At 48.4% G+C, this 25,513-nt stretch carries 23 protein-coding genes and 1 riboswitch; of the genes, 21 read left to right on the top strand and 2 right to left on the bottom strand.

The window, feature by feature from the left end:
• Positions 1 to 30: 30 nt before the first annotated feature.
• Complete coding sequence (locus tag BM415_RS15005) at positions 31 to 477, bottom strand: hypothetical protein (protein ID WP_091159465.1); 447 nt, start codon at positions 475 to 477, stop codon at positions 31 to 33.
• Between the two features lie 365 nt (positions 478 to 842).
• Positions 843 to 1,020: riboswitch (cyclic di-AMP (ydaO/yuaA leader) on the top strand.
• 134 nt (positions 1,021 to 1,154) lie between these two features.
• Between BM415_RS15005 and BM415_RS15010 the strand changes: the two genes are divergently transcribed.
• The 7 genes from BM415_RS15010 to fosB all read left to right on the top strand — a co-directional run bounded on the left by BM415_RS15010 (position 1,155) and on the right by fosB (position 9,852).
• The gene (locus BM415_RS15010; RefSeq protein WP_091159467.1) at positions 1,155 to 1,550 is read left to right on the top strand and encodes a hypothetical protein; all 396 of its coding nucleotides are present in this window, start codon (positions 1,155 to 1,157) and stop codon (positions 1,548 to 1,550) included.
• Positions 1,551 to 1,827: 277 nt separating this feature from the next.
• A complete protein-coding gene (kdpA, locus tag BM415_RS15020; protein ID WP_091159470.1) occupies positions 1,828 to 3,498 on the top strand; it encodes a potassium-transporting ATPase subunit KdpA in 1,671 nt (556 codons plus the stop codon).
• A 116-nt stretch (positions 3,499 to 3,614) separates the two neighbouring features.
• Positions 3,615 to 5,639, top strand: a complete 2,025-nt coding sequence (gene kdpB, locus BM415_RS15025; RefSeq protein ID WP_091159472.1) for a potassium-transporting ATPase subunit KdpB — start codon at positions 3,615 to 3,617, stop codon at positions 5,637 to 5,639.
• Between the two features lie 15 nt (positions 5,640 to 5,654).
• Positions 5,655 to 6,230, top strand: coding sequence for a potassium-transporting ATPase subunit KdpC (kdpC, locus tag BM415_RS15030; protein ID WP_091159473.1), 576 nt, complete (start codon positions 5,655 to 5,657; stop codon positions 6,228 to 6,230).
• A 21-nt stretch (positions 6,231 to 6,251) separates the two neighbouring features.
• On the top strand, positions 6,252 to 8,558 hold the full coding sequence (locus BM415_RS15035; RefSeq protein WP_091159475.1) for a histidine kinase: 2,307 nt from the start codon (positions 6,252 to 6,254) through the stop codon (positions 8,556 to 8,558).
• A gap of 125 nt (positions 8,559 to 8,683) precedes the next feature.
• Complete coding sequence (gene ssuE / locus BM415_RS15040) at positions 8,684 to 9,238, top strand: NADPH-dependent FMN reductase (protein ID WP_091159789.1); 555 nt, start codon at positions 8,684 to 8,686, stop codon at positions 9,236 to 9,238.
• A 197-nt stretch (positions 9,239 to 9,435) separates the two neighbouring features.
• Positions 9,436 to 9,852, top strand: coding sequence for a metallothiol transferase FosB (gene fosB / locus BM415_RS15045; protein WP_091159476.1), 417 nt, complete (start codon positions 9,436 to 9,438; stop codon positions 9,850 to 9,852).
• A gap of 338 nt (positions 9,853 to 10,190) precedes the next feature.
• Here fosB and BM415_RS15050 read toward each other — a convergent pair whose 3' ends face one another.
• Positions 10,191 to 11,441, bottom strand: a complete 1,251-nt coding sequence (locus tag BM415_RS15050; RefSeq protein ID WP_091159478.1) for a helix-turn-helix domain-containing protein — start codon at positions 11,439 to 11,441, stop codon at positions 10,191 to 10,193.
• A 141-nt stretch (positions 11,442 to 11,582) separates the two neighbouring features.
• Between BM415_RS15050 and BM415_RS15055 the strand changes: the two genes are divergently transcribed.
• The 14 genes from BM415_RS15055 to BM415_RS15120 all read left to right on the top strand — a co-directional run bounded on the left by BM415_RS15055 (position 11,583) and on the right by BM415_RS15120 (position 25,510).
• The gene (locus BM415_RS15055; RefSeq protein WP_091159479.1) at positions 11,583 to 11,867 is read left to right on the top strand and encodes a hypothetical protein; all 285 of its coding nucleotides are present in this window, start codon (positions 11,583 to 11,585) and stop codon (positions 11,865 to 11,867) included.
• Positions 11,868 to 12,072: 205 nt separating this feature from the next.
• Positions 12,073 to 13,068 (top strand): 3-oxoacyl-[acyl-carrier-protein] synthase III C-terminal domain-containing protein, encoded by a 996-nt coding sequence (locus tag BM415_RS15060; RefSeq protein WP_091159481.1) that lies wholly within the window; start codon positions 12,073 to 12,075, stop codon positions 13,066 to 13,068.
• Positions 13,025 to 14,422 (top strand): ATP-binding protein, encoded by a 1,398-nt coding sequence (locus tag BM415_RS15065; protein WP_170862504.1) that lies wholly within the window; start codon positions 13,025 to 13,027, stop codon positions 14,420 to 14,422. The genes BM415_RS15060 and BM415_RS15065 overlap by 44 nt, the downstream gene beginning before the upstream one ends.
• Positions 14,419 to 15,705, top strand: coding sequence for a diaminopimelate decarboxylase (gene lysA / locus BM415_RS15070; protein ID WP_091159484.1), 1,287 nt, complete (start codon positions 14,419 to 14,421; stop codon positions 15,703 to 15,705). Before BM415_RS15065 ends, lysA begins: the two co-directional genes overlap by 4 nt.
• A 29-nt stretch (positions 15,706 to 15,734) precedes the next feature.
• Complete coding sequence (locus BM415_RS15075; RefSeq protein ID WP_091159485.1) at positions 15,735 to 15,995, top strand: acyl carrier protein; 261 nt, start codon at positions 15,735 to 15,737, stop codon at positions 15,993 to 15,995.
• A gap of 4 nt (positions 15,996 to 15,999) precedes the next feature.
• Positions 16,000 to 16,830, top strand: a complete 831-nt coding sequence (locus BM415_RS15080; RefSeq protein ID WP_091159487.1) for a hypothetical protein — start codon at positions 16,000 to 16,002, stop codon at positions 16,828 to 16,830.
• 28 nt (positions 16,831 to 16,858) lie between these two features.
• A complete protein-coding gene (locus BM415_RS15085) occupies positions 16,859 to 17,797 on the top strand; it encodes a 3-oxoacyl-[acyl-carrier-protein] synthase III C-terminal domain-containing protein (protein ID WP_091159489.1) in 939 nt (312 codons plus the stop codon).
• 14 nt (positions 17,798 to 17,811) lie between these two features.
• Entirely contained in the window at positions 17,812 to 18,522 is a 711-nt protein-coding gene (locus BM415_RS15090; protein ID WP_091159490.1) for a hypothetical protein, read from the top strand.
• A gap of 16 nt (positions 18,523 to 18,538) precedes the next feature.
• Entirely contained in the window at positions 18,539 to 19,696 is a 1,158-nt protein-coding gene (locus BM415_RS15095) for an acyl-CoA dehydrogenase family protein (protein WP_170862505.1), read from the top strand.
• Positions 19,689 to 20,708, top strand: a complete 1,020-nt coding sequence (locus BM415_RS15100) for a hypothetical protein (protein ID WP_091159493.1) — start codon at positions 19,689 to 19,691, stop codon at positions 20,706 to 20,708. Before BM415_RS15095 ends, BM415_RS15100 begins: the two co-directional genes overlap by 8 nt.
• Positions 20,623 to 21,990, top strand: coding sequence for an MATE family efflux transporter (locus BM415_RS15105; protein WP_091159495.1), 1,368 nt, complete (start codon positions 20,623 to 20,625; stop codon positions 21,988 to 21,990). The genes BM415_RS15100 and BM415_RS15105 overlap by 86 nt, the downstream gene beginning before the upstream one ends.
• A gap of 11 nt (positions 21,991 to 22,001) precedes the next feature.
• Positions 22,002 to 23,129 carry an arginase family protein gene (locus tag BM415_RS15110; RefSeq protein ID WP_091159496.1) on the top strand — a complete coding sequence of 376 codons (1,128 nt, stop codon included), beginning with the start codon at positions 22,002 to 22,004 and terminating at the stop codon, positions 23,127 to 23,129.
• A complete protein-coding gene (locus BM415_RS15115; RefSeq protein WP_091159498.1) occupies positions 23,119 to 24,099 on the top strand; it encodes an LpxL/LpxP family acyltransferase in 981 nt (326 codons plus the stop codon). The genes BM415_RS15110 and BM415_RS15115 overlap by 11 nt, the downstream gene beginning before the upstream one ends.
• A gap of 34 nt (positions 24,100 to 24,133) precedes the next feature.
• Complete coding sequence (locus BM415_RS15120; RefSeq protein ID WP_091159500.1) at positions 24,134 to 25,510, top strand: insulinase family protein; 1,377 nt, start codon at positions 24,134 to 24,136, stop codon at positions 25,508 to 25,510.
• Positions 25,511 to 25,513: the final 3 nt, after the last annotated feature.

The following is a 25,513-nucleotide window of genomic DNA, read 5'->3' on the forward strand; positions in this document are numbered from 1 at the left end:
ATCCATTCGCAGAATTTAGATAGACGGAATCTAGAAGGAATAATACGTTAGTCCATACTCCATCAAAAAGGAACGAACGAGCGACCTGGAGCTGATGATGCTATGCAGCTCTTCGTCCGCCTCCTGCATCAACTGCAGATCTGCGAGTGCTTCCTCGGCTATTCGGGTGCGTTCCATTCCCCAATCCTGTTCATGATCTGCAATGCAGGTCTTTGCCTGCTCTACTGTCAGCTCCTTAAGGACAGTAAACACAGAGATCCAGGTGATCAGATCTTCCGGAGCGCTCTCCTGTGGAAGGTCAAATTCGGCAAAACCGTGTGCCGTCCCACAAGTGATTTTAAACAATCCGCAGTAATGACGATTCTCCTCTGTCAGATAAGGAAGACGGCGAGAATCATAACGTATGATTTCCATAGAGCTGATCGCTTCTGTCTGGTAAGCAGGTTCTGAATTGTTACCCATATAGGCGAGTGCCACGAGCTTTCATCCTCCATTATTCAACCTCATTATTATGTTGATCATCATATAGCAAATGTCACAGACGAGTAAAATGACTCATTTTCTAAAAAAACCGGATTTTCAGCAAATAAGGCTGAATTGATGAAAGTAAGCGGTTAATTAAGAGATGATCTTCGCTTATTGGACCTTTATCTATCATTGTCAGCTTCTTACTCATAATTAAAGAGAATTGAAGTAATAGAGAGAAACAAAGAGGAATTTGAAGATAATAAACATCTCCGTGAAGTCAATGATTTGAAATCCGCCTTATATGAGGAACGGACTTTCTTTACAGCTGAACCCGTCAGGATTATGATTCATTGCATAAAAGCTTTACGCCATACAATTTCATATCGCTTAATCCTTTGATGAACTCAAGGGAGCGGGGGAACCAGTGAGGCCTGCATAAGCAGGCTACGAGGGGTGAATCCTAAAGAGCACAGGATATGTGCTTAGACAGGTAGGGCGACTCTCACGCCCGAATCCGACAGCTAACCTCGTCAGCGTATCTAGAGAGACTTTCTTATATCCGAGTTCTTATGTGGCAGCGGTCTATTTCCGTCTGCCCAAATAAGAAGCTGGGCGGAAGAAATTTCTCTTGCCTAGCTTCTTTTTTTATGCTGGATGGAAGGGAGAAACGGAAGGGGAATGCACAGATGTCCGTTGATGACGATGACGTCATAATCGTTGCAGCCGGGAGCAAGCAGGGCAGGTCCTTTATAAAGACATTGAAATCGAAGGGTTTGTCGTTTGCCATCATAGTCAGCTCTGAGCATGAACGTAAAGAAATGCAAGGGCTATACATGGAGCCGATCATTCAAGTGGACTTTGCCGAGCAATCACCCGAGCTGCCTGAATTTCATGTGGGCAATGTCTATCTGTTCGAGGAAAGTCTGCCGCTCTGCTGCAAGTATATCCAGACCTGCCGGTCATGGACCTGTAATCCGATCTATGTCATTACAGAGCGAAGCCAGCCGCGGCTCATCTATAGAGGGCTTGGTGCGACACATGTTATCTACAGCCGCGGCAGCGACTTTTCTTTCTTACTCTAAACCGGATAGGGAGGTGCTTAGCAAATGCTGGATTTCATCATGATCGTATTAATCAGCCTGTTGACGCTCATATCAATTGGAGTTATCAAGGGCTCGGACAAAATCACTTCGGAAGGGAGTGAAGAAAAGTGATGTGGGTGCTGCTTGTTATTGCCGCTGCTGTATTCATATATTTGGTCTACGCGCTGCTTAACCCAGAGAAATTTTAAAGTCGTAATTAGGAACTAATTCTTGTAACAACAGATTCATGATATTCATAGGAGGCTGATAAGTAGATATGTTAACCGTTATTTCCATCGGTGTGACCCTTGCGGTCGTGCTCCTGCTTGCTCGTCCGGCAGGTCTGTATATTGCAAGTGCATTTCGTTATGAACCCACCCGAATTGATCCTTGGTTTAAATGGATAGAGAGACCCATCTATGCTGTCAGCGGCATCAAGGAGACGAATCAGACCTGGAAGCAGTACGCGGCTTCCTTTGTACTCAGCAATACAGTCATGATCGTTCTCGTCTATCTGATCTTCCGGATACAGGCTCATCTGCCGCTGAATCCAAGCGGTGCTGCAAGTATGGAGCCGACACTCGCTTTTAATACCGCAATCAGCTTCATGACCAATACGAATTTGCAGCATTACAGCGGGGAATCCGGTCTCAGCTATTTATCACAGATGATCGCTGTTGTTTTTATGATGTTTACCGCACCGGCTTCTGCCTTCGCGGTGGCGATCGCTTTTATTAGAGGACTTATCGGCAAGCCGCTCGGCAACTTCTTTGTGGATGTCGTTCGAAGCATAACAAGAGTATTGCTTCCGGTTGCCTTCGTAGCTGCCATACTATTTGTAGCGTCAGGCGTTCCGCAGACGTTAAAAGCAACAGCAGCGGTAACGACGCTCGAGGGCGGCGTGCAGGAAATCGCAAGAGGCCCGGTAGGTTCCTTCTTGTCCATTAAGCAGGTAGGAAACAACGGCGGTGGTTTCTTCGGAGTAAACTCGGCTCATCCGTTCGAGAATCCTAACGGATTTACGAACTTTCTGCAGCTCGTGCTGATGCTTCTGTTCCCGGTGTCCCTGCCATTCGCTTATGGCAAGATGGTGGGGAACAAGAAGCAGGGACGTGTCCTGTTTGTCTCGATGGCAATCATGTTTCTCGTGCTGATGGGGGTATCCCTCGGAGCGGAAGCAAACGGCAATCCAAATATCGAGGCCATGGGTATTCAGCAGGAAGGAGGCAGCATGGAGGGGAAGGAAGCCCGCTTCGGTGTGGCCTTGTCTTCTCTGTATTCGGTCGTGACGACAGCTTCCGAGACAGGGGCAGTCAATACCATGCATGATACACTGACACCGCTTGGTGGATTTGTCACACTGGCCAATATGATGCTGAATACGGTATTCGGCGGTATGGGTGCCGGATTCCTGAATGTGCTGATGTACGCACTTATTGCCGTCTTTTTGTCCGGTCTTATGGTGGGACGCACCCCGGAATTTCTCGGCAAGAAGCTGGAAGGCAAAGAAATCAAGCTGATTGCGATCAGCCTGCTGATTCAGCCCCTGCTCATTCTGGCTCCTACAGCACTGGCACTGCTCACCAATGCGGACACGATATCGAATCCCGGGTATCATGGTCTGTCGCAGGTGCTGTATGAGTACACTTCATCGGCTGCCAATAATGGTTCCGGATTCGAAGGATTGGGAGATGCAACACCGTTCTGGAACATTTCTACCGGAATTGTCATGTACTTGGGCAGATATCTCTCAATAGTGCTGCTGCTTGCTGTTGCAGGATCACTGGCTGGGAAGAAGAGCACACCTGTGACCTCGGGAACGTTTCGGACGGACACCTATCTATTTGCGGCGGTCTTTGTCGGTACGGTACTGATTGTAGGGGCACTGACTTATTTCCCGGCAATGGTGCTTGGACCGATTGCAGAGCATTTGACGCTGAACTGGTAGTCTTCGAACTATTATAGTAAGTTTCAATTTCATAACTCATTAAAAAGGTGAATTCGAATCTATATAGACAAACTAAATCAGTTGAAGTTCTTATTTGAATGGAGGAACATTCGTCAATGGGACAAAAAAAATCAATGCTGAACAAGAAGCTCGTGCAGCAAGCGATGCTTGAAGCCGTCTATAAATTGAATCCAAAAGTGATGCTGCAAAATCCAATTATGTTCGTCGTCGAAGTGGGCATGGTTATCACGTTACTGCTGACCCTGTTTCCGAATCTGCTCGGTACAGAGGGCTCACGGGGATTTAATCTGACGGTCACGGTTATCCTGCTTATAACCGTCTGGTTCGCCAATTTTGCAGAGGCGCTTGCAGAGGGGCGGGGGAAGGCGCAGGCCGACAGTCTGAAGCAGACCAAGCAGGATATTACAGCTAACAAGGTAGCTGGTGATCATATTAAGGTCGTATCCTCTTCAGAACTCCGCAAAGGCGATGTCGTATTTGTGAGAGAAGGTGAGCTGATACCGGGTGATGGTGAAGTGATTGAAGGGCTTGCTTCTGTCGATGAATCGGCGATTACGGGAGAGTCGGCACCAGTCATTAAGGAGGCTGGCGGAGATTTCAGCTCGGTGACGGGCGGAACAAGAGTTGTCAGCGACCGGATTAAGGTCCGGATTACGAGTGATCCGGGAGAGTCGTTCCTCGACCGGATGATTTCTCTGGTGGAAGGAGCCAAACGGCAGAAGACACCGAATGAGATTGCATTAAACACGGTACTCATGAGTCTCACGATCATCTTCCTGCTCGTTGTTGTCACGCTTCCATTCTATGCGGACTATCTGGAAATTCAGCTTGAAATTCCAATTCTTATCGCCTTACTGGTGTGTCTAATCCCGACGACCATCGGCGGCTTGCTGTCTGCTATCGGGATTGCAGGAATGGACCGGGTTACTCAGTTTAATGTGCTGGCGATGTCTGGTAAGGCTGTTGAAGCTTCGGGGGATGTGAGCACCATTATATTGGATAAGACAGGTACAATAACTTACGGTAACCGAATGGCAAGTGAATTTGTGCCGGTTGGGGATGAGACGCAGCAAGCGCTCGTTTACTGGTCGGCCGTCAGCTCGGTGAAAGACGAGACCCCGGAAGGACGATCTGTGCTGGAGCTAATGAGGAAGATGTCGATCGATATGGATGAAAGTGGGGCGGAAGGGGAGTTTGTGCCTTTTAAGGCGGAGACAAGAATGAGCGGAATGGATCTTCCCGATGGAAGACAGGTACGCAAGGGCGCAGTGGACTCCATCAAAAAATGGGTGAAGCAGCAAGGTGGAAGCATTCCGCATAACCTTGATGCGAACAGTGATGCCATTGCAACTGCCGGGGGAACGCCGCTCGCGGTTGCGGTAGACAGCAAAATCTACGGACTGATCTACTTGAAGGATACCGTCAAGCCCGGAATGAAGCAGCGTTTTGATCAGCTGCGCGAGATGGGAATCAAGACGATCATGTGTACAGGTGACAATCCGCTGACTGCAGCGACCATTGCAAGAGAGGCGGGCGTTGATGATTACATCGCGGAAAGTACGCCAGAGGATAAGATTGCTGTGATTCGACGAGAGCAGTCGGAAGGCAAACTTGTAGCGATGACGGGGGACGGTACGAATGACGCACCGGCTCTGGCCCAAGCGGATGTAGGGATTGCGATGAACAGCGGTACTGTTGCTGCCAAGGAAGCAGCCAATATGGTCGATCTCGATTCCGATCCCTCCAAGATTATTGAGGTGGTCGCGATCGGGAAGCAGCTGCTGATGACACGCGGAGCGCTGACAACGTTCAGTATCGCGAATGATATCGCCAAGTATTTTGCCATTATCCCGGCGATGTTCATGCTGGCTATTCCTCAGCTTGAAATACTGAATGTCATGAAGCTGGGATCTCCGGCATCTGCAATCCTGTCTGCGCTTATATTTAATGCAATTATTATTCCGCTGCTGATTCCGCTGGCGATGCGGGGTATCCGGTATAAACCGATGAGCACGGCAGGCCTGCTTCGCCAGAACCTGCTTATCTATGGCGTCGGCGGCGTCATTGCCCCGTTTATTGGCATCAAAATCATTGACTTGATTGTACACATTTGGGTATAGGAGGAAGATACAGATATGCAAGTATGGACGATATCACTTAGGGTAAGCCTTGCACTGATGCTGCTCCTGGGACTGGGCTATAATCTGCTGGTCACCGGTATTGCACAGCTGATCATGCCCCATCAGGCAGATGGCAGTCTGATCTACGATGAGCAGCAAGAGCCAATTGGCTCAGAGCTGATTGGGCAGAATTTTACAGAACCAGCGTTTTTCCATGGAAGAGTATCCAGCATCGAGTATAATGCTGCAGGCTCGGGATCGGGCAACTATGCCCCTTCGAATCCCGATATGCTTGCTCGTACGGAAGCCTTCATTCAAAAGTGGCAGACGGAGAACCCGGAAGTACCTATAAGCCAGCTGCCTGCAGATCTTGTCACCAATTCAGGCTCAGGACTTGATCCGCATATCAGCCCTGAGGCAGCAAGGGTACAGATTCCACGAATCAGTGCTGAAACCGGCATCTCTGAAGAAGAGCTTGCTCAAATGGTCGAACAGCATACGAAGGGCAGACAATTCGGTTTCCTGGGAGAGCCGGTCGTTAATGTCCTTGAGCTTAATCTTGAGCTTCAGTCGAAGCCTTCATACCAGTAAAGGAAGCGGGAGGGGAGCTGAATAGATACCTATCGCAGAAAAAAACCGGAAGAAATATTGGCAGCCATTCAGAAGCAGGGCCGTGGCAGATTGCACATACTGATCGGTGCGGCCAGCGGCACAGGGAAGACGTATCATATGCTGCTGGAGGGCAGATCGTTAAGTGAACAGGGAGTGCGTGTAGTGATCGGCTCCATTACAGCTTCCGACCGGGCAGAGACGTCCCAGCTCATGAACGGGCTGGATCGAGTTCCTGGAATCATCTGGAGCATAGGGGGGACAGAGACGGAAGATCTGGATGTCGAGGCGATTCTGTGCCGCCGTCCGGAATGGGTACTGGTCGATGAACTGGCCCATCGCAACCGTCCAGGTGCTGCCGCAAGAACACGGCTGGAGGAAGTTGAGCAGCTCCTTGCGCACGGCATCAGTGTGGTCACGACTGTCAATGTCTATGAACTGGAGGGAGTTCAGCACACAGCCAGTCAGCTGACAGGAATTAAAGCGGCGGAGGTTCTGCCTGGTCATGTGCTGCAGATGGCGGATGAGGTAAGGCTTGTAGATGTGACGCCCGAGAAGCTGCTCAGCCGGGTGGAGCAGCACAAGCTCCAGGTCGATCAGCACTCATCCGTCGTAAAAGAGGGGAACCTCTCGGTTCTGCGCGAGCTTGCCTTGCGGCTGGTAGCCGAAGGTGTGGGCGAATCCCTAATCAAGCTGCGGGAAGAACAGGGATATACAGGACCTTCCGGTACGGGGGAACGGATTCTCGTCTCGGTACAGTATCATTTTAACGGCTCCATCTATATCCGCAGAGGGCAGCAAATTGCAAGAAGGCTGAATGGTGATTTGCGTATTATTACGTTTGTTAACTCTAACCGGAAACGGACCAAGGAGGAGGCAGCATTTCGCAAAGCGATGATACAGCTTGCTGATAAAGTCGGGGCCAAAATTGAAGAACTGCCGATTCGGTCAAGACGAAGACTCTCGGATCAGCTGGTTGACTACGCCTTGAGAAATGGAGTGACACGCATCGTCATGGGTCATTCCAAGCAGAGCTTCATCCAGGAACTGCTGCAGGGCTCAGTCGTTAAGGACGTGCTTCGCAGGATCCGTCATGTGGATTTGTTTCTGGTCGCCGACCGGGCTGATCATGACGGGGAACGGATTCTGCCTACGAAATCCCTAAATTCAGCCGGGAGCTCGTCCGTAGTAGAGATGAAAGAACGGGACAGCAGCATCATCAGAGGACACTTCAAAGTATATATTGGAGCTGCACCTGGCGTGGGCAAGACATACACCATGCTGCGGGAAGGCAATGAGCTCCTGCACAGTGGTCTCGATGTCCGGATTGGCCTGCTCGAAACACATGGACGCCAGGAGACAGAGGACCAGATAGGACAGCTTCCGCTTATCAATCGGAAGAGAATAGCCTATCGGGGGACGGAGCTGACAGAGATGGACACAGAGGCCATTCTGCGGGAAGCACCGGATGTGGTGCTGGTGGATGAGCTTGCTCATACCAATGTCCCGGGCAGCCGGCTGAGAAAAAGGTACGAGGATATCCTTGAAATTCTTGAGGCTGGGATTTCTGTAATCTCGACTATGAATGTTCAGCATCTCGAGAGCTTGAATGATACGGTAGAGCACATCACTGGAGTTAGAGTACGAGAGACCGTCCCGGATTCCATCCTTCACCTCGCCGATGAGGTACAGATTGTGGATGTCGCGCCAAGGACGCTAAAGAAGCGGATGCGTGATGGAAAGATCTACGCTCAGGAGAAGGTCGATCAGGCTTTGCAGCATTTTTTCAAAGAGGCCAATCTGATTGCGCTAAGAGAGCTTGCACTTCGTGAACTGGCGGACGATGTGGATGAACGGCTGGAAGCCTGGGAGCGAAACAACTCCCTACGTGGACCATGGCGCCGGGAGGAGGTTATTCATGTCTGTGTGGATGTACAAGAAGATGCGGATCGTCTCATCAGGCGAGGATTTCGAATTGCACACCGGCTCAAAGCGACCTGGTATGTCAATCATGTACAGGTTACGGATCGGGAGGCCATGATGCGCAAGGAGTATAAGCATAGGCTGGATCAGTTGAAATTAATGACAGAGCGGCTTGGAGGGACCTTTCGCATCGTTCAGACAGATCACCGAAACCAGGTGCCGGAGCTGCTGATTCAATTGGCAGACCAGGATGCTGCGACTCAGATCATTACAGGCCAGTCCAAGTATCGCTACCGATTTGCATCATGCGGTAGAAGAGCGGTCATTCATCGTTTGGTGCGTGATGCCCGGCATATTGATATATTGATCGTGGCAAAGGATATGTAAGATACAGGATGCTTCATGTAAAGCAGGTTGACAGCGGAAAGGGGAATTATGTTACAATATACCAAGAAAATAAGTAGGAATTAACAATAGATATGGAATACAAATACTTGTCAGAGGTGAAGAACGTGGCCAAAATCGCTTTCATTAACGGAAGCCCTTCCCTGACTTCCCGAATCAACGCTGTCATTGAATTTGCAGAAAGCAGTCTTAGGGGAGCAGGATTTGAAGTAGAGCGTATTAATGTTGCTGAGCTCCCGCCAGGAGACCTGATTCATACGAAATTTGAAAGCGAGCCGATCGTGAAGGCTAACGGTATTGTGGCCGAAGCTGATGCGGTTATTATTGCGAGCCCGGTATATAAGGCGTCATACACAGGCGTACTCAAGACTTTCCTGGATCTTATTCCGGAACGAGGTCTTGCCGGCAAAACGATCCTTCCGCTCTTTATTGGAGGGAGCCTAGCCCACCTTCTGACCATGGATTACGCACTCAAACCCGTACTGTCCGTACTCGGGGCACGTCATATTTTGGCTGGCGTTTATACGGTGGATGCACAGGTTGCACGTAATGATCAAGGGGGCCTGGATATTGCTCCAGAGCTGGCTGAGCGTCTGCAAGCCGGAATCCAGGAATTTACCGAGGAAATCCATATTCGAGAGAACCAGAAGAGCCTTAAATAAGCTGATATTAACAGGGAAGTCCGGCTGAATGACATTCGCTGGATTTTTTTTGTAAAGAATTTCTATGCGCATGAGCGAAAGGGAGCAGTACCAGAAGCGTGATATTGAACGTTTTTTGTCCTTAGGGTTAAGAGATAAGGCATGGTTAAATATGGTATTATAGAAGCATATCCTTTTTAACGGAGGTGAGCCATAGCTTGAATATCCAAGGTATTAATCATCTTTGTTTTTCAGTATCCAATCTGAGTCAGTCGATCAGGTTCTATGAAACTGTATTTGGGGCCAAAATTCTTCTTGAAGGACGCACGCTTGCCTATTTTGACCTGAATGGAATATGGATTGCATTGAACCAGGAGAATGTCCCGCGCAATTATACGACACCGACCTACACTCATATCGCTTTTACCGTAAATGAACAGGATTTGAATGAGCTGCGGCAACGGCTTGCAGAGGTGAATGCCAAAGTATTGCCAGGCAGAGAACGGGATGCAAGGGATCAACAGTCCATTTATTTTCTTGACCCTGACGGGCATATGTTTGAGTTCCATACGGGGACGCTGCAGGACCGAATGAATTACTATAGGGAAGATAAGCCGCATATCAAGTTTTTTTGAAGCAGGCCTTCACGTTGAAAGAGACTTCTGAATGATCAGAAGTCTCTTTATTTTCATTTTGCATCAGGTAAGAGGGGGTAAATCATCAATTACAACTTCATCACATCCACACTGCGTAATAAACTTAAGAAAAAAGACAGGGAGCGATGAAAAATGAAAAAGATGAGATCACCTCTTTATTCTGTGGTATTAACTCTTATTATTGGATTAACTGCAAATACGGGCGCTGTGTTCGCTGATATAGAGGGTAGTTCAAAGGATCAGACGACTCCTCCCGGGACTGTAGAGCCGCAGGATCTGAACTCTCCAATGCCTAAATAACGTATTGAAGTGATTCATCACTTAAGATACATCCGGTAATCATTATAATCCATACCGTCTTTACGCTCGCTGAGTGTCAGGAGCTTGTAGCTGGATTCGGCCTCACTGCCTGCATTCAGTCTTTTGAGCAGATCATAGCTCATTCTCAGGAAAAAATAGGCCTGTTCTGGGTTAGCCTGCTCATGGTAGACAGCGCCCATCAGCCTGTATAGGCGAGCTCGCTGCACGCCGTCGTCCGTTAGATCCAGCAATCGGATGGCTGTTTTGCAGGCCTTCTCTGCTTCGTCGAGATTGCCTTCCTCTAAATAGAGCTTACTCATTTCTTCAAATATAGAAGCTTTCTTGTCCGGCATGTTGCGTTCGTCGTAGATGGATGCACACTCATGCAGAAGGGGGAGAGCTTCTTTCTTTTTGTCTGTATGCAGCATGATGACGGCAAGATTATGGAGAGCAAAGATATAAGATTCGCTGTTCCCTTGTTTTAAGCAGTCTACAGACTTCTGAGTCCAGTAGAGACTTTCCTGCGAGTGAGGATCTGCCTTGTAATAGGCTTTGCCCAGTCCCATGGCAATTTCGCCATAAGACTCAGGGTTGCCCGCCATTCTTGCTTCATCCTCCGCTTTTAGGTAGGTATCGATGGCTTCCTGAATTTCACCGAGGAACATATGGGAGGTCGCGAGAAAGGTGAGGGCGGTAATATACTCATCCTGTAAATGCTTAAGCTTGCTGCTATAAGTGTAGGCTTGCTGATACTGCTTCCTCGCATGGATGTAGGATTCCATATAAATAGCCGCTTTGCCCATTTCTAAATAGAACTGTGTAATGAGCTTGCGATCTCCTGAACGGATAAACAAAAATTCGGAGGACTCCCCATATTCGGCTGCCCTGGAATACTGCTTCATCCGGTTGCAGCTTCTAATTATGAGCAAGTAGGCTTCTGCCTGTACGGGCTCAGGTACGGCAAGTGTCAGAAGATGTGTAGCGATTCGGATACAGGAATCGTCGTCTTCTGCCTTGAATCGCATGTATGCCTTGTCAAGTAAGGCTTCGGATACATCCTCGTGAATCTCTTTCTCTGTCTCGGTACCTAAGAAATATTCAATAGGCTTGCCCAGCCGCTTGGCAATAACTCGCAGCATACGTGAAGAAGGAACAGCCCTTCCTTTTTCAATCAGACTGATGTAAGCCCTTGTCATTTCCTCACCTGCAAGTTGTTTTTGTGACAATCCCTTCTGTTCTCTGGTTTCTCTAATTTTTTGTCCCAGCATGGCAGTCGAATAAGCTCCTTTCAACAAAAAGTAACTGTCAATTCATTTACATCGGATTAACGACGTTTACCCCCATTTACCGTTTAAAAAGGAAAATTAAGGTTGTAGAATGGGCTTATCACACGAAAGGAGGGATTGAAAATGGAAATCAAAGCGACACCGATTACACTGGAGCAATTAAAAGCTAAGGAGCAGGAGGTCGAAGCTCGCGCAGCCGAAGCTCGTGCAGTAGCTGCTCGCGCAGTTGAAGCTCGTGCAGTAGCAGCTCGCGCAGTTGAAGCTCGCGCAGTAGCAGCTCGCGCAGTTGAAGCTCGTGCAGTAGCAGCTCGCGCAGTTGAAGCTCGTGCAGTAGCAGCTCGCGCAGTTGAAGCTCGCGCAGTAGCAGCTCGTGCAGTAGCAGCTCGTGCAGTAGCAGCTCGCGCGTAAGCTCCTTACACGGACTAATCATTCTTATATTTTGAAATGGATAGATGAACAAAGGATGCTAGAAGGGATTACATAATTGACGAGAAACTTTAGTTCTTCTATCCGCCAGTTCTTTATTGCAGAGGAGGAGAGCGGGTGTGAACCAGAAGCTCTCCTGATCCTCCGCAATACATTCAGCCTTATGCTGCCGAGGTGATGACCTGTTATGCTTCACTTAAAGAACATTTGGACCTACATTCCGGGCAAAACATTAGAAGTCCAGCAGCTTAATACACATCTAGGATTAAAATCAGCACAGATCAAAGTGCTTGAAAAGATACACGGATTAAAAAAGATTCGACAGGAAGAGCAAGGGAATCTGTTCAATCTGCTTGGCAATCTGCTCGAGCAAGTAAGTAATGACCCTAATATCGATAGCTCGAAAATCAAGTACATCATCTACTGTCATACAATTCAGGATGTATCGCCGTATAATGTTAAAATTATCCATAAATTAAAAAATAAATATCATTTTGAGCATAGCATCGTTTTCTCGTTAACCCAGCAAAACTGTGCAACGGGAATTGTAGCTTTAGATATCGCAAAACGTCTGTTGCGGGCAATGTCAGATGATGAGTATGTACTGCTGCTCACGGGGGAGAAGACGTTCAGCCCAATCGTGCAGCTCATACCCAATACAACGGTCATGGGTGAAGCATCAACTGCCGTATTGCTCGGTACACATGGTGAAGGAAGCCAAATGGTGCATAGCAAGCATCATACCATCGGAAAGTTCTGCAACGTGCTTACGGGTGAAGAAGAGACACTGAAGGAGTTCCAAGAAATTTATGTCCCAACGTTATGCACAGTCATACAAGATACCTTGAAGGAGGCTGGAATGACTCTTCAGGACATTTCCTGGATTATTCCGCACAATGTCAACATTTCTTCCTGGAAAAAGGTTGCTGCGTCACTCGAATATCCTCTTGAACAGATTTACATACACAATATTGCTGAATTAGGGCACTGCTTCTGCTCAGATCCCTTCATTAATCTGCAAAAGGCAATATCCGAAAACAGGCTGAAGCCGAAAGAATATTATTTACTGGTTTCCGTTGGGCTTGGTGCAACATTCAGTGCAGCAGTTATGAAATATGAAAGTAAAGGTGGAAATGCAGATGAGTACAATGTCTCAAGCGTTAACGAACGACTTCTCGGTTAAGCTGAAGCAAGCGTTGACCGGCAGCTCTGAGTCCACTTTCATTTATATCAACAATTTTGAAGTGGAAGAGCAATGGAAGCAGGAGCATACACTAAAGCTGCCATCTCTCACTGTCGGTTCCTCTGTAGAGCTTGTGAATCGAATGGAGGAATTGGGTGTCTTTCTTGCAGGGAAGGGTGACTATGTATTGTTAAAAGAAAGTCCTGACCCAGAGATGATGACAGATGCCAAGTCGCTTGGATTCGGAAATTCACTGCTTCTAACAATGAGTAATAACGCACCTAAACTTAATATAACAGAAAATGTATTGGACTGCGAGTCCACGTTAAACCGACTCCGAGAAATCGCCCGGCAAAATAGCGTATATCTCGTTCCTTTTGGCGTCTCGACCAAGGAGGAGGAGCTATCGAAGCTTGTGGGTATTCCTCTTGCTGTTCCAAGTGCGGGGATTTTCCAAAAAGTGAATGATAAAGTTTATTCCCGCAGGCTGAATAGAGAGCTTGGAATACGTCAGATCAATGGCAGGGAATGCAGTACGATTGAGGAGCTGAAGCAAGGATTTGAAGAGATGTCATATTTGCTTGAAGCAGGCGGCACTCTGGTCCTGAAGGACGCGCTGGGCGTGTCGGGCAAAGGGATCACGGTAATCAATGACAGACAGCGGTTTGATAAAGTGCTTAAAATGCTGGAGCAGCAGTCTCGAAAAAGAGAGACCCGCAGTATCAACTATGTGCTTGAGCAGTGGATTAATAAAATCTGTGACTTGAATTATCAGTTTCTTATTGATCGAAATGGACAGGTTGAGTTTCTCTGTGTCAAAGAATCCTTGGTCGAGCAAGGTGTGCATCAGGGACATATGATGCCTTCGAGACTTACTGACGCTCAGATCGAAATGCTCAAGGACGCAGCAGAGTCGATCGGCAAGGCCATGTTTACAGACGGATATTATGGGATGGTCGGCATCGATGCCATTCTTGATCAAGAAGGACAGCTGTATCCCAATCTTGAGATCAATGCCAGATTTAACATGTCTACGTACCAGACCAATCTACAGGACCGGCTCATTGGACAAGAGCAGTGTGGACTTGCGAAGAAATATACCCTTACACTGAAACGCTATTTCCCATACTCGGAGCTCAAAGAACTGCTCTCAGAACTCATCTATAGTCCGCAGAACGGACAGGGTCTTATTATTAATAACTTTGCTACAGTAAACGCGGCTTATAAGGAGCCGGGCGTTCTATTTACAGGGCGGCTGTATGGTCTGCTTGTGGCAGATTCACGAGAAGCACTGCTCGAGCTGGATGTATCTATTGATAATAAGCTGAGGGAATGGGAGGCAGGAGTGAAATGAGCCAGGAATATGCCATTCAGAACTATGCAGTATCAAGTCTGACACGCGAGTATGGAACTCCGCTGTATATCTATGACGGAGACATCCTTGAGGAGGTTTACTCGGAACTCCGCCGGGTGCTCCATCAGGAGGTGGATATTTTTTATTCCCTGAAGGCCAACCCGAACATCTCAATCTATAACTATCTTAGAAACCTAGGGGCTCACGCCGAAGTCTGCTCCCTCTCTGAACTGATAACAAGTATAAGAGCCGGGACAGATCCAGACAACATTATTTTTCTAGGCCCGGGAAAAAGCGAAGAAGAAATCAAGGCTTGTCTTCATTACAACATTTACGCTATCGTTTGCGAGTCCTTTCAGGAGCTGGAGACGATTGATCGGCTGGCTGGAGAGCACCATATTAAGGCGAAGGTTGCACTGCGGATTAATCCTGCTTTTTCGGTGAAGGGCTCTCGTCTTACCATGGGCGGCAAGCCGCGCCAATTCGGGATAGATGAGGCGGCTGTACTGAGCAGCACAGCATGGATGAATCAGTATGCTCACATTACAATCAGGGGCATCCATGTCTATATGGGCACACGCATGCTGGACATTGATCCGATTGTCCAGAACACCGGACACATTTTGGATCTCGCAATAAGGATCGAAGACACTCTTGGCATACGGCTTGATATGGTTGATGTTGGAGGAGGGCTGGGTGTACCTTATTTCGAAGGAGAGTCCTCCCTTGACGTGCATGGTCTTGCAGAGCAGCTGAATCCCTTGTTTGCGGCATTTAAAGAAGAGCATCCTGAGACACGGCTAATCATGGAGCTGGGGAGATATCTGGTGGGCCGTTCAGGATTATTAGTGAGCAAGGCGCTGTACGTTAAAGAATCGTATGATGAGACCTTTGTTGTGACAGACGGGGGAACCAATTGTCATATGGCAGCCGTAGGCGTCGGTTCCTATGTCAAACGGAACTTTCCAATCGCTCTGTTAAGCCGCTACGGTGAGCAAGCGGAAGGAGAGTATAACATCACAGGGCCTTTGTGTACTCCAAACGATGTTGTGGGCAAGAAAGTAGCTCTCCCCAAAGTGCTTCCGGGAGACTTGATTGGGATATTTAACTCTGGAGCCTATGGGCCAACAGCTTCACCAACGCACTTTTTAAGTCATGGATATCCCGCTGAAGTGCTCGTTGCTAAGGGAGAAGCTCATTTGATCCGAGACAGGGATACACCGCAGGATCTTCTTGGCAAGCAGCATCTAATTGAAGTCAAGCCGATGATTCCGGCTCTCTAAAAAATGAAATTCTAAAGGAGGAAATAGATATGACAACAAATATGCTATTGGAAGAAATCAAGGGTGCACTAGAAGAAGTGCTGAACACAAAAGAGGAGCGTCCAATTGGGCTGGAGACGTCCCTGTTCGAAGAGCTGCATCTGGATTCTACCTCGGTGCTTGAGCTGCTGATGACATTGGAGGATCGGATTGAAGGCTTGGAGATTGATCCTGATGAACTGGAGCCTGATGTGTTCAGTACTGTCGGGTCTCTGGCTGAATATATCGAAAGACAGCTTATAGCGGTGTAAGCGGATGGCACTCGGAATCCAGCAGTTATTCGTAAAGGAATTCACGCAGAAGAGCCCTCCTTTTGAGCATCCGCAGTTAGAGCGGTTTCATCATGATTTATTATCCGGCTTCGACATGATTCCAGACTATGAATGGCTTGAGAAGGGGAATAACAACTCCTACCACGATATGGCTGCAGAAATACTGGATGATGAGCGATGGAAGTATGAAATATCGAGGACAGATCTATTCATTCTGGCGTACAGCTTTCCGAATATTAGGCCGGATATTTCAATCGTCAATTATGTAATGGACCGTTATGGGGCAGGCTTTTTGAGTTTTGCCATTAATGATATGGGCTTTGCTGCTCCCTTTATGGGCCTTCATATCATTAATCAGTATTTGAAGGACCCGGGCTTCAGCCGGGCAATGCTGCTTGTAATGGATCAGACCTCACTGCCGTATAAGACAAAAGAGCTACAGAAAGCCGTATGTGTGGACACCGGAGCTCTTCTGCTCATGGACAGGGTGCATGGAAGCTCGGGAAATATTGTAAACATCCGTATGAATTATATGCCATCGCTGAACGCACAAGAGCTGAATGATCAGATGGATGAATTGTTAGACGAGAACAGGGTGAAGCCGCAAAGGCTGCTCATCCTGGCCCACCCTTCACTTTGCGGCCTGCTTGATCCATCTCATGAAATCAGGAGCTATGACACATGTCGATGGAGTGCAGCTCCCTTCATGGCCTTGTCTTCTCTTCTAAGTGAGGGTCATTCCTATACCCATGTATGCGTGCTCCATTACGAGGAAGCGGAGGAGTACCTGTATCAATTGCTGCTGGAAATGTAAGAAGGACGATTGAAGGGAGAGGAGATCGATGGGTCTTGGCATTAAGGATATCAGTGTAAGTATTCCGGAACGGATCGAGTCTCCCGCTGCCCTCCTCGAAGGACTTGGCTACAGTAAGGGAGAACTGCAGCTTCTAAGCAAATACCATAAGCTCAAAGGGACACCGGTATGGGACAACGACCAGATGCTGGATGAAGCTCTGATCCAGTGCATTCAGAGCTTGAAGGAGAAGCAGTCTCTGGATGAAGTCGACGTTGTGCTGTATGCCCACTCTGCCCATGTGCAGGTTCCAGGGGATTATGGCTTGCTGCAAAAGGTGCTCAGTCCTTTCTCCATGGAGCTCATTCCGTGCTATGGCATTTCTCAGCTGAACTGTGCTTCGTCTATTGCAGCGCTGAATCTGGCGAAACAGATGATAGAGCGTGATCCAGAGCTTCGTCAAATTCTGCTGCTCTGTGCGGACCAGTTCAACTTTTTACCCAATTCCTGGCGCTATATCCGCAAGTCTACAATGCTGGGGGATTCGGCCGTAGCACTGCTTCTGGAAAATGGCGGAGAGAGTCATGTTATTCAGTCGGTCTATCTATTTAACGATACGAGGTTCCATACGGGATATTATGCTACTGAGAAAGAGATGGGCATGTTTAACCAAACCTATGTAAGTCATATTATCAGTGGCATCGAGAAGGTGCTAAGCTCCTCAGGCATGGAGCTGTCGGATCTGGATTATATCTTGCCGCATAATGTGAACTGGACGACGTGGAAGGAATTCCTGCATCGGACCGGGTTCGCCCAGGAGCAGATATACCTAGATATGATTCCGAGTATTGGTCATACCTTCTCAAATGACGCGTTCATCAACTTATCGGAAGCCATGGCGAAGGGCTGGATGCGGAAAGGGAGCCATTATCTGATGACCAGCATTGGTCTTGGCAGCTTTTTTGGATTTGTGTTAATGAGACATTGAAGGGAGCCAGTAGAATGAACAGAGACGAGGAGAATCAAAGTGTGGCAACTGCTGACAACGGAATTGCGAGTGCCTCTGCTGATCTGGGAGCGGAGCGTCTTCTGGAGAAGTCTTTATTTCAGATTAAGGACAAAATGATCGTTCCGATCAATAGTAACGGCTATATTATGATAACTCAGCGGCTGCTTCAAGAGCTGGACTGCTTCCTGTACGACGGTAATGAGCTGTTTTCTATTGCAGAGCTGGAGAATCTCAATCTGATTCAAGATTCGATTCTGCATCTTGAGGGCCTTCAATTGCTGCGGCTTCCACAGCCGAAGAGCCTCCAGGAAGGCAAACAAGAGGATCCGCTCTACAGCGAGCTGCTTGAGAGAATGCTGCTGTATCGGGCAGAACTGTGTGCCGCAGGGCTTGAGCTTGTAAGACAACACCTCTCCGGGCGTATATCCGGAAACGGGCCGACGCTGCAGAATCAGCTGGTTAAAGGTAATTTCACAGATATATTGACGATTTTGGAGATGATCAAGAGCACGAGTAATGACAGGATTGAGTATAGCTGCAGCCCCGTGGACCGGGCATCACTGCGAGCTATGCTTCATCAAGAGCTGGACCGTGCTTTTGGTCTCCTTCAAAAGCTGGGTGGAGGACATGGCTACGTGAAAGGACCAATAATGTATAGCTTCTACATATCTCAGGCTGTTAAGAACATCTATTACATGCCCTAAAGGAGGGAGTATGAGCATGATTACTACCGATAAATTACGGGTCTTCGAGCAGGAAATGAAAGAGATCGGCAGTGATTTGAGGGAGGTGGGACTGTTGGTAGACGAGCAGCCTGAACGCTTGTCCCTATACACCAGCCGTCCTTCTCTGCAGCTTGCCAATCGGATGATGATTCCTCCTGAATATGGAGGAGAACCGATCGTGACGATCGGTTCAGAGAAATATTATGGACTTAGCTGTATCGAGCGGGTAACAGCCATTGAGCAGCTGGCATATGGCGATGCAGGCACATTCTTGGGCTGTCCGGGCGCATCCATGTCCGGCATTATCATCAATGAGCTTGCGGATTCTGAGCAGAAGGAACGGTTCTACTCCCGATTTCTTAAGGCTCCCTCCTGGACATTCTTTGCTCTGTCTGAACCCAAGAAAGGTTCTGATGCGACCGGAATTGAGACGAGAGTTTATCCTGATCCGGATGGAGGCATGATTCTGAGTGGCGAGAAATATTTTATCGGTAATGGCTGCCGTGCAGATATGGGGCTTGTATTTGCGCAGACCAGCCATACACCGCTAGGCATCCAGGTCCTGTTGATGGACACCTCGATGGAGGGGTTTGGTGCTGTTCCGCTCGATACGATGGGCGTTCGGGGAGTACAGCTTAGTCATCTTACCTTCAGCGGCTGCAAGATTGAAGAAGAGCAGGTACTCGGCAGACATTTGAGTAAATCCAGAAGGGGCTTCTGGGGAGCACTGCAAACCTTCCATCAGATGCGCCCCGGTGTAGCCGCGCTTGGTCTTGGTGTTGCCCAGGCAGCCTACGATTATCTGCTTGCAGAGCGCAAGCAATATAAGGAGAAGGAGCATCAGGAGCTGGAGCGGCTGTGGCTTCGGCTGGCAGCGACACGTTCGCTTATCCGCTATGCAGCAATGGAAATCGATGCAGACGGGCATAAGGGGTATCTTGCTTCACTGGGCAAGATCCGAGCGACCCAGCTTGCAGAGGAAGCGACCCAGCTGGCGGCAGATTATTTGGGTCCCGGATCGCTGTATGAGCATCCGCTATTGAATAAATGGTATAGGGATGCAAGAGCATTTGAGTTCATGGAGGGAACGACCAACATACAGAAGGTCAATGTGTTCCAGGCTTATATTACGGGGAAAATGAACTATGCATAACAGCTTAAGGATCCCCCCGTTGTTCGTCGACAGTATCCACTGGCTTACTCTGCCTGATCAAGATTATGTATTGGAAGCATCACCGGAAGACTATCATGCCCTCTCCCCCTACCTGTACGCGGAGAAAGCGTATCTAGGCACCCCCATGGATTCTGCAATTCGTGCATATATTCGAAACGGCAAGCGCGTGACCAGCGGGGATATGGCTTGTAAAGTACTGGAGCCCTTTCAGCAGGGCAGCTGCTGGGATACTATCGTACTCGCGCAGTCTTACCCTGACAGGTATGCTCTTAATCCTCCTCTGGCGCGGTTGCTTCATGAGGTTCCCCTTCACTTCGGAACGTATCTCGGTTTATCTCACCTAGGTCCGCTAGCCGCAGTAGAATTCATCCCTCTCATGCATTGGACCATGCAGCGTCAGGCACTCGTTGTCTTCTCCGAACAGCGGATTCTCCCTTGGAAGGAAGAAGACGTTGACTTCTCAGAACAAGGGCTCTTCCTTTCTCGGAAGGAAGAAGGACCATATCCTCGAACGGATATGGCCGTGGCTATGGAGGTTAGACCGGCAGGAGGAGCGCTTGAGCTTCATTACGAGGGTAAGCATGAGTGGTCTCACTCAAACGCGGAGACGATCATAGCATCACTCATTCGGAAGTACAGTCCGGATCAGATCTTTATCCAGTCTGCACTCCATCATGTGTTTGATTCTGATTCAGCGCCGGCTGTTCACCGCAGGGCAGAAGACGCACATAGCGGGGATGTCTGGATACAGCTTGCCGAATGGCTCAGCTTGAACCAGCCTGAACCCGGAACCAGAGTACTGCTCGCGGCAGGAGATGATCATCATCAGATGTCCGTCTGCTCTGTGACGGTGCATTCGATGCCTGCACTAAATTTGCTGACGTTTAGCGAAGGAGAGATATGTCATGAAGAGTCTGGATTATACGACAGGAAAGATCAGCGGACTGCTGCTCAAGACAGCAGTACCTATGCTTCTAGCCTCTCTCGTTAATATGATTACTCAGATGGCAAATGTGTTCTTTATGGGACATACAGGGCAGGATGTCCTGTATGTACTGTCTTTATATATTCCGATCTCGTTCCTCTTAATTGCACTCGTCGAAGCTCTCCAACTATCTACTCAGGTTACGATTTCTCGTAATCGCGGGAAGAACCAGACAGAAATTTCAAGCAAGCTGGCTCATTATGCTGCAGGCGGCCTTCTGCTGACGATAGCTGTCGGTCTGATCGTCATTCTGTGCGTACCGCTATTCCGCTACTATTATGGCATTGCAGACTCAGTCCATCCTCTCTTCTCAGGTTACGTAAGGGGGATGATGATTGCTGCCATCCCAACGGTTCTTGGGGCCATCGCAAATGCTGCCCTGCGTGGACTTGGGATGGCGCAGCAGGCTTCCATCATAGCGGTGGGGACAGCGGCAGTAAATGTACTGCTTGTGTACCTTCTGGTCCGTGTTATTGGCCTTAGCCTAAGCGGAATTGTCTACGCCAATATGATCAGCGGTCTGTTATCCCTTGCTGCTGCGGTTATTTATCTGATCCGCACGGGTCATCTCAAGCTTCCTCCACGTGTATGGAGGATGTCACAGTTAATTCTTTTACGGCATGTAGGTGTGCCTGTCTTTGTATCTTATTGTCTTATCTTCTTAAGCACGCTCTTCTACAACGGGATTATCAGCCCCTATGGTGAGAGTGTCATTGCCGGTTTCGGGGTAGGCTATCGAATTCAGACCATGGCCATCCTGCCAGGCATCGTGATCGGTTCAGCCATCGGAATTATCATTAATCAGAATATGGCTGAGAAGAAAGGCGAGAGAGCATACGAAGGCTTCAAGACAGGAATGCAGCACTCATATGCTGCCTATGTGCTGATCGCAGCCGGAGTATGGCTGTTCAAGGATTCAATCGTTTCCTTTCTTATTGTAGAGGAAGCAGCCCGGCAGGAAGCGGCACAGTATTTGAGCATAGTGGCACCATCTTACATACTGATGGGTCCGTTAATGACGGCACTTCTGACGATGGAACAGACAGGTCAGGGGTATAGAGCGCTTCTGCTGAACTCAGTTTATTTTATCCTTATCGTAACGGCCGGTTTTGGCATGACTTCTCTCTTAGATCAGCCAGAAGCCTTCTATTGGTGCATATTCTTCGCTAATCTGGCGGGAGCCAGTGTCATAATTCCCACGTTTCGAATGTATAAGAAACGCTATGTCCAAGCAGCATCGGATCCAGATCACAGAGCTCAAGAGAAAGTATTCTCACCACAAGCTTAAGGAGGTGCGTCATGAATCCATACTACCTGATGCAGCGTTTGGGAGAATCATGGGTTGCTGCGGATGAAGGCTTTACACAGTTTTATGAAGTGCAGCCTGATTCCTGGAATAAGGATAGAGATACGCCGATTATTCCGGGTGTTCGTCATCCGCTCATTCCCTATTTTAAATTCAGGCCGCTGCTTGGTCAGCCGAAGCCAAACTTTTATTTGCTGGGTATCCCTTATGCAGGAGGGACCAGCATTCATGATTCATCCGTCGGTTTATTCGAGGACAGCCTTAGGGCCGAATCTTGGAAAAGAACCGTGTACCCTGCCTTTGTATCACCATACACTTCTGGACTATATGACATTGGAACGGACCGGCGTCTTATGCAGGGGGTGATTCTGCAGGATTTAGGCTCATGCGTGAAAGAGCACTTCATCAGTGATGAATCGGGTGTGAGCTCGCCAGGAGTCTCAGAGGCAGTAAAGCTCTCGGTTACAGAGCAAGCAGGGCTATACAGTATAGGTGGAGATCATTCCATCACATACTCGCTCTTATCTGCATTTGTGGAGCAGATGAACAAGCCGATTATTTTGATAGAGTTTGATGCGCACCATGATTGCGGCATCGATGCGCTTCATCATGATCGAATCCATCATGCAAATTTTGTACGCCATCTGCTGGCACGGGATGAAATTGCAGCGGTCGTACAGCTGGGACTTAGAGGCATCCGATCCGTGGATCAAATGTACACCCATGATAAGCTCATTCAAATTTCAGGAGAACGTATGGAGCCGCAGACGATCCAGCGAATATTATCTGAACTGCGGATGAATTATCCGGAGGCAGTGGCCTATCTTTCCTTTGACATGGATTGTTTGGACCCCGGCACCTTTCCCTATGTTGACTTTCCGCTGAGCGGAGGCCCTTCCTGGCACGTCGTGCTGCAAGCGGTGGAAACGGTGCTTCGTTCCGACCTGTATTTTATTGGCGGCGATTTGGTTGAAGGTCAAGGTGTTGCCGCTTCTGATAGGGTGCCAGGACAGATGGAGCTTGCCTTGCGGCTGATGGTCCACATGCTCGAGGGACTGCATCAGAACCGAATGTCTCAGGATTGCAGTCTACATATAGGGGAGATCTGTCATGAATCTTAAAGAATCGTTTGAGCTTCACCGAAATGCAGTGCAGGTCGAGCTTGAGCAGCAGAGGGACGCCGGCATCAAGCTGGGCTACTTCTATGCTCTGATGAATATTGCGAAGGAAATGAGCACGCTTGACGGGCCAAGAACGGCTGAGGAGACATGGATTGATTATTTGTCCTTCTTGCGAACGGTGGAGGAGCATAAGAGATCACCGTACTCCTTTTTGGAATGGGATGAGGTTCATGGACGAGAGCACCTGCAGCACACCCTTCAGGAAGGAGGCGCTTTCCTCACTTTTCACTATGGGTTTGTCAGACACAATATGGTGACGATCGGACAAGAGATCCGGAAGGGTCATTACCGCGAAGGACTTCCTTTTTATTTGGTTGCGGAGAGGGATACCGTTATTCAGGAGAAGCAGCTCGATAAGTGGGAGTCTATTCGTAAATATTCCAGAGCCGAGATGCTGAACTCCCAGGATGAGCTGATCGGCATCAAGCTGTATTCTCATTTGAAAAAGGGCGGCTGCTTCAGCCTGTTCGTGGACGGGCAGACGGGTTATAACACAGACAATTATCAGCTGCAGCTGCCGTTTCTGACATCAAATATACGAACAAGAAGCGGGATATTCCGTATATTGTCCAAAGCCAAGAAGCCGGTGTGTCTGTATTTTATGACCATGACAACCGATTATAGGAGCCGTATCGTATTTCTTCCTCCGTTTCAGCCGAGTGAGGATGTACAGCAGATTGCAGAGCAGATCTATGAGCCTTTTCGATCTCAGCTGCTGCAGCAGCCGGAGCAGTGGCGATTCTGGGATCGTCATCATGAGCAGGTTCTATCCTGGAAGAGCGAGGATGAGACGACACATCATTCTTCTCATATCGAACTTCCCCGGCTTGATTGGATCAGCCGTCCTGTTGAAGGATTCGGTCAGCTTGGAGTGAATCTGCAGCAAGCTCAAATATATAACCTGGGCTAAGGTTCTTGGATTTTCATATTAGGGAGGTGACATCATGTCCCATCGTTTCATATCAACAAAGCGCGGTAACGTATCTCTTCATTTATTGCCTACGACCAAATACTATAACGCCTATCTAACAGTATCTATTGTAAATAGCGGAGAAATTAATGAACAAATGTATTCCTTGCTCGGAAGATTACTCTGGACAGCAGGAGGCGCAGGCCTGAGCGAATCAGCGAAAAGAGAACGGTTATGTCAGCTGTACGGTGCAAGCTGTACTTATAACATTGAGCAGAAGGGATCGAATCAGATCCTTTCTTATACCATTAAGGTCCTGCAGCCCAGTGATTCAGAGGTAGAGAGCTCACTCTCAAGGGAGGCGCTTAAGCTTCTATCCGAAATGATCATTAGACCTTCTGGGCTGAATTGTTTTGATTCAGAGCGACTGAGGGAGGAAGTAGATGGACTTAGGTATGCTGTAAATCAAGAGGCACATGATCCGAGCTCTTTGTTAAAGAGCCGCTGTCTCTCCTATATCGGGTATGAATCACAATCAGCCGATAACGGTAAAGATGGCGAAGAGGCACCGTGGACCATAGAAGAGCACCATATATATGAGGCTTATGAAAAAGCAATTCGTTTACCCATGCACATTCACATTGTTGGCAATGTACTGCCCTCTCATTATACGGATGATGTACTCTCCTGGTTTACACCTCCATCGCCCGCCGTACAAGAGCAAGGGGATGCGATTCTTATGCCTTCTGCGAACAATATAGCTTCCGGGAGCAGCATATCCTCCGAGAATTGTATACCTTCTGCAAGCAGTACACCTTACGCCCCTCTTTCAAGCGGGAAAGAGCATTCCCTCATGATCGAGCATGGGAATTTCAACCAATGTAAATTAAATATTACTTATATGACCCATGTGTCCTATGGTTCGCCTGCTTATGCAGCCCTCTTCGTATTTCATAAGCTGTTTGCCGCCGGTCCCATGTCCCGGCTCAATCGGGAACTGCGAAGACGGAACCAGCTTGTATATCAAGTCATGAGCGAGCTGGATCGTTTCCGAAGACTTATGCATATAAATACGGGCACTACGGTCGGAAATATGAGTGATATTCTCTCCATTATTGACAGAGAGCTGGAGCAGATCGCCGCAGGGAAGCTGGATGCGGCCGAAATCACGCAGGCCATTGACGGAGTGCTTCATTTCATGAAAGTTGGCATTGATCTGCCCGAACAAGAGATTGATATCCATCTGGATCAATGCCTCACGGGAACAACGATGGATACGGCAGACTTTCTGGCAAATATCACAGCTGTAACGGCAGATGATATCGTACAAATTGCATTAAATCTTGAAAAAGCCGTAACCTGGGTTCTTTTTCCGAATGAAACCCTGGACAGAAGCGGGAAGGGGGCATAGAAG

It is taken from the genome of Paenibacillus sp. 453mf (assembly GCF_900116105.1).
Taxonomy (GTDB): Bacteria; Bacillota; Bacilli; order Paenibacillales; family Paenibacillaceae; genus Paenibacillus; species Paenibacillus provencensis.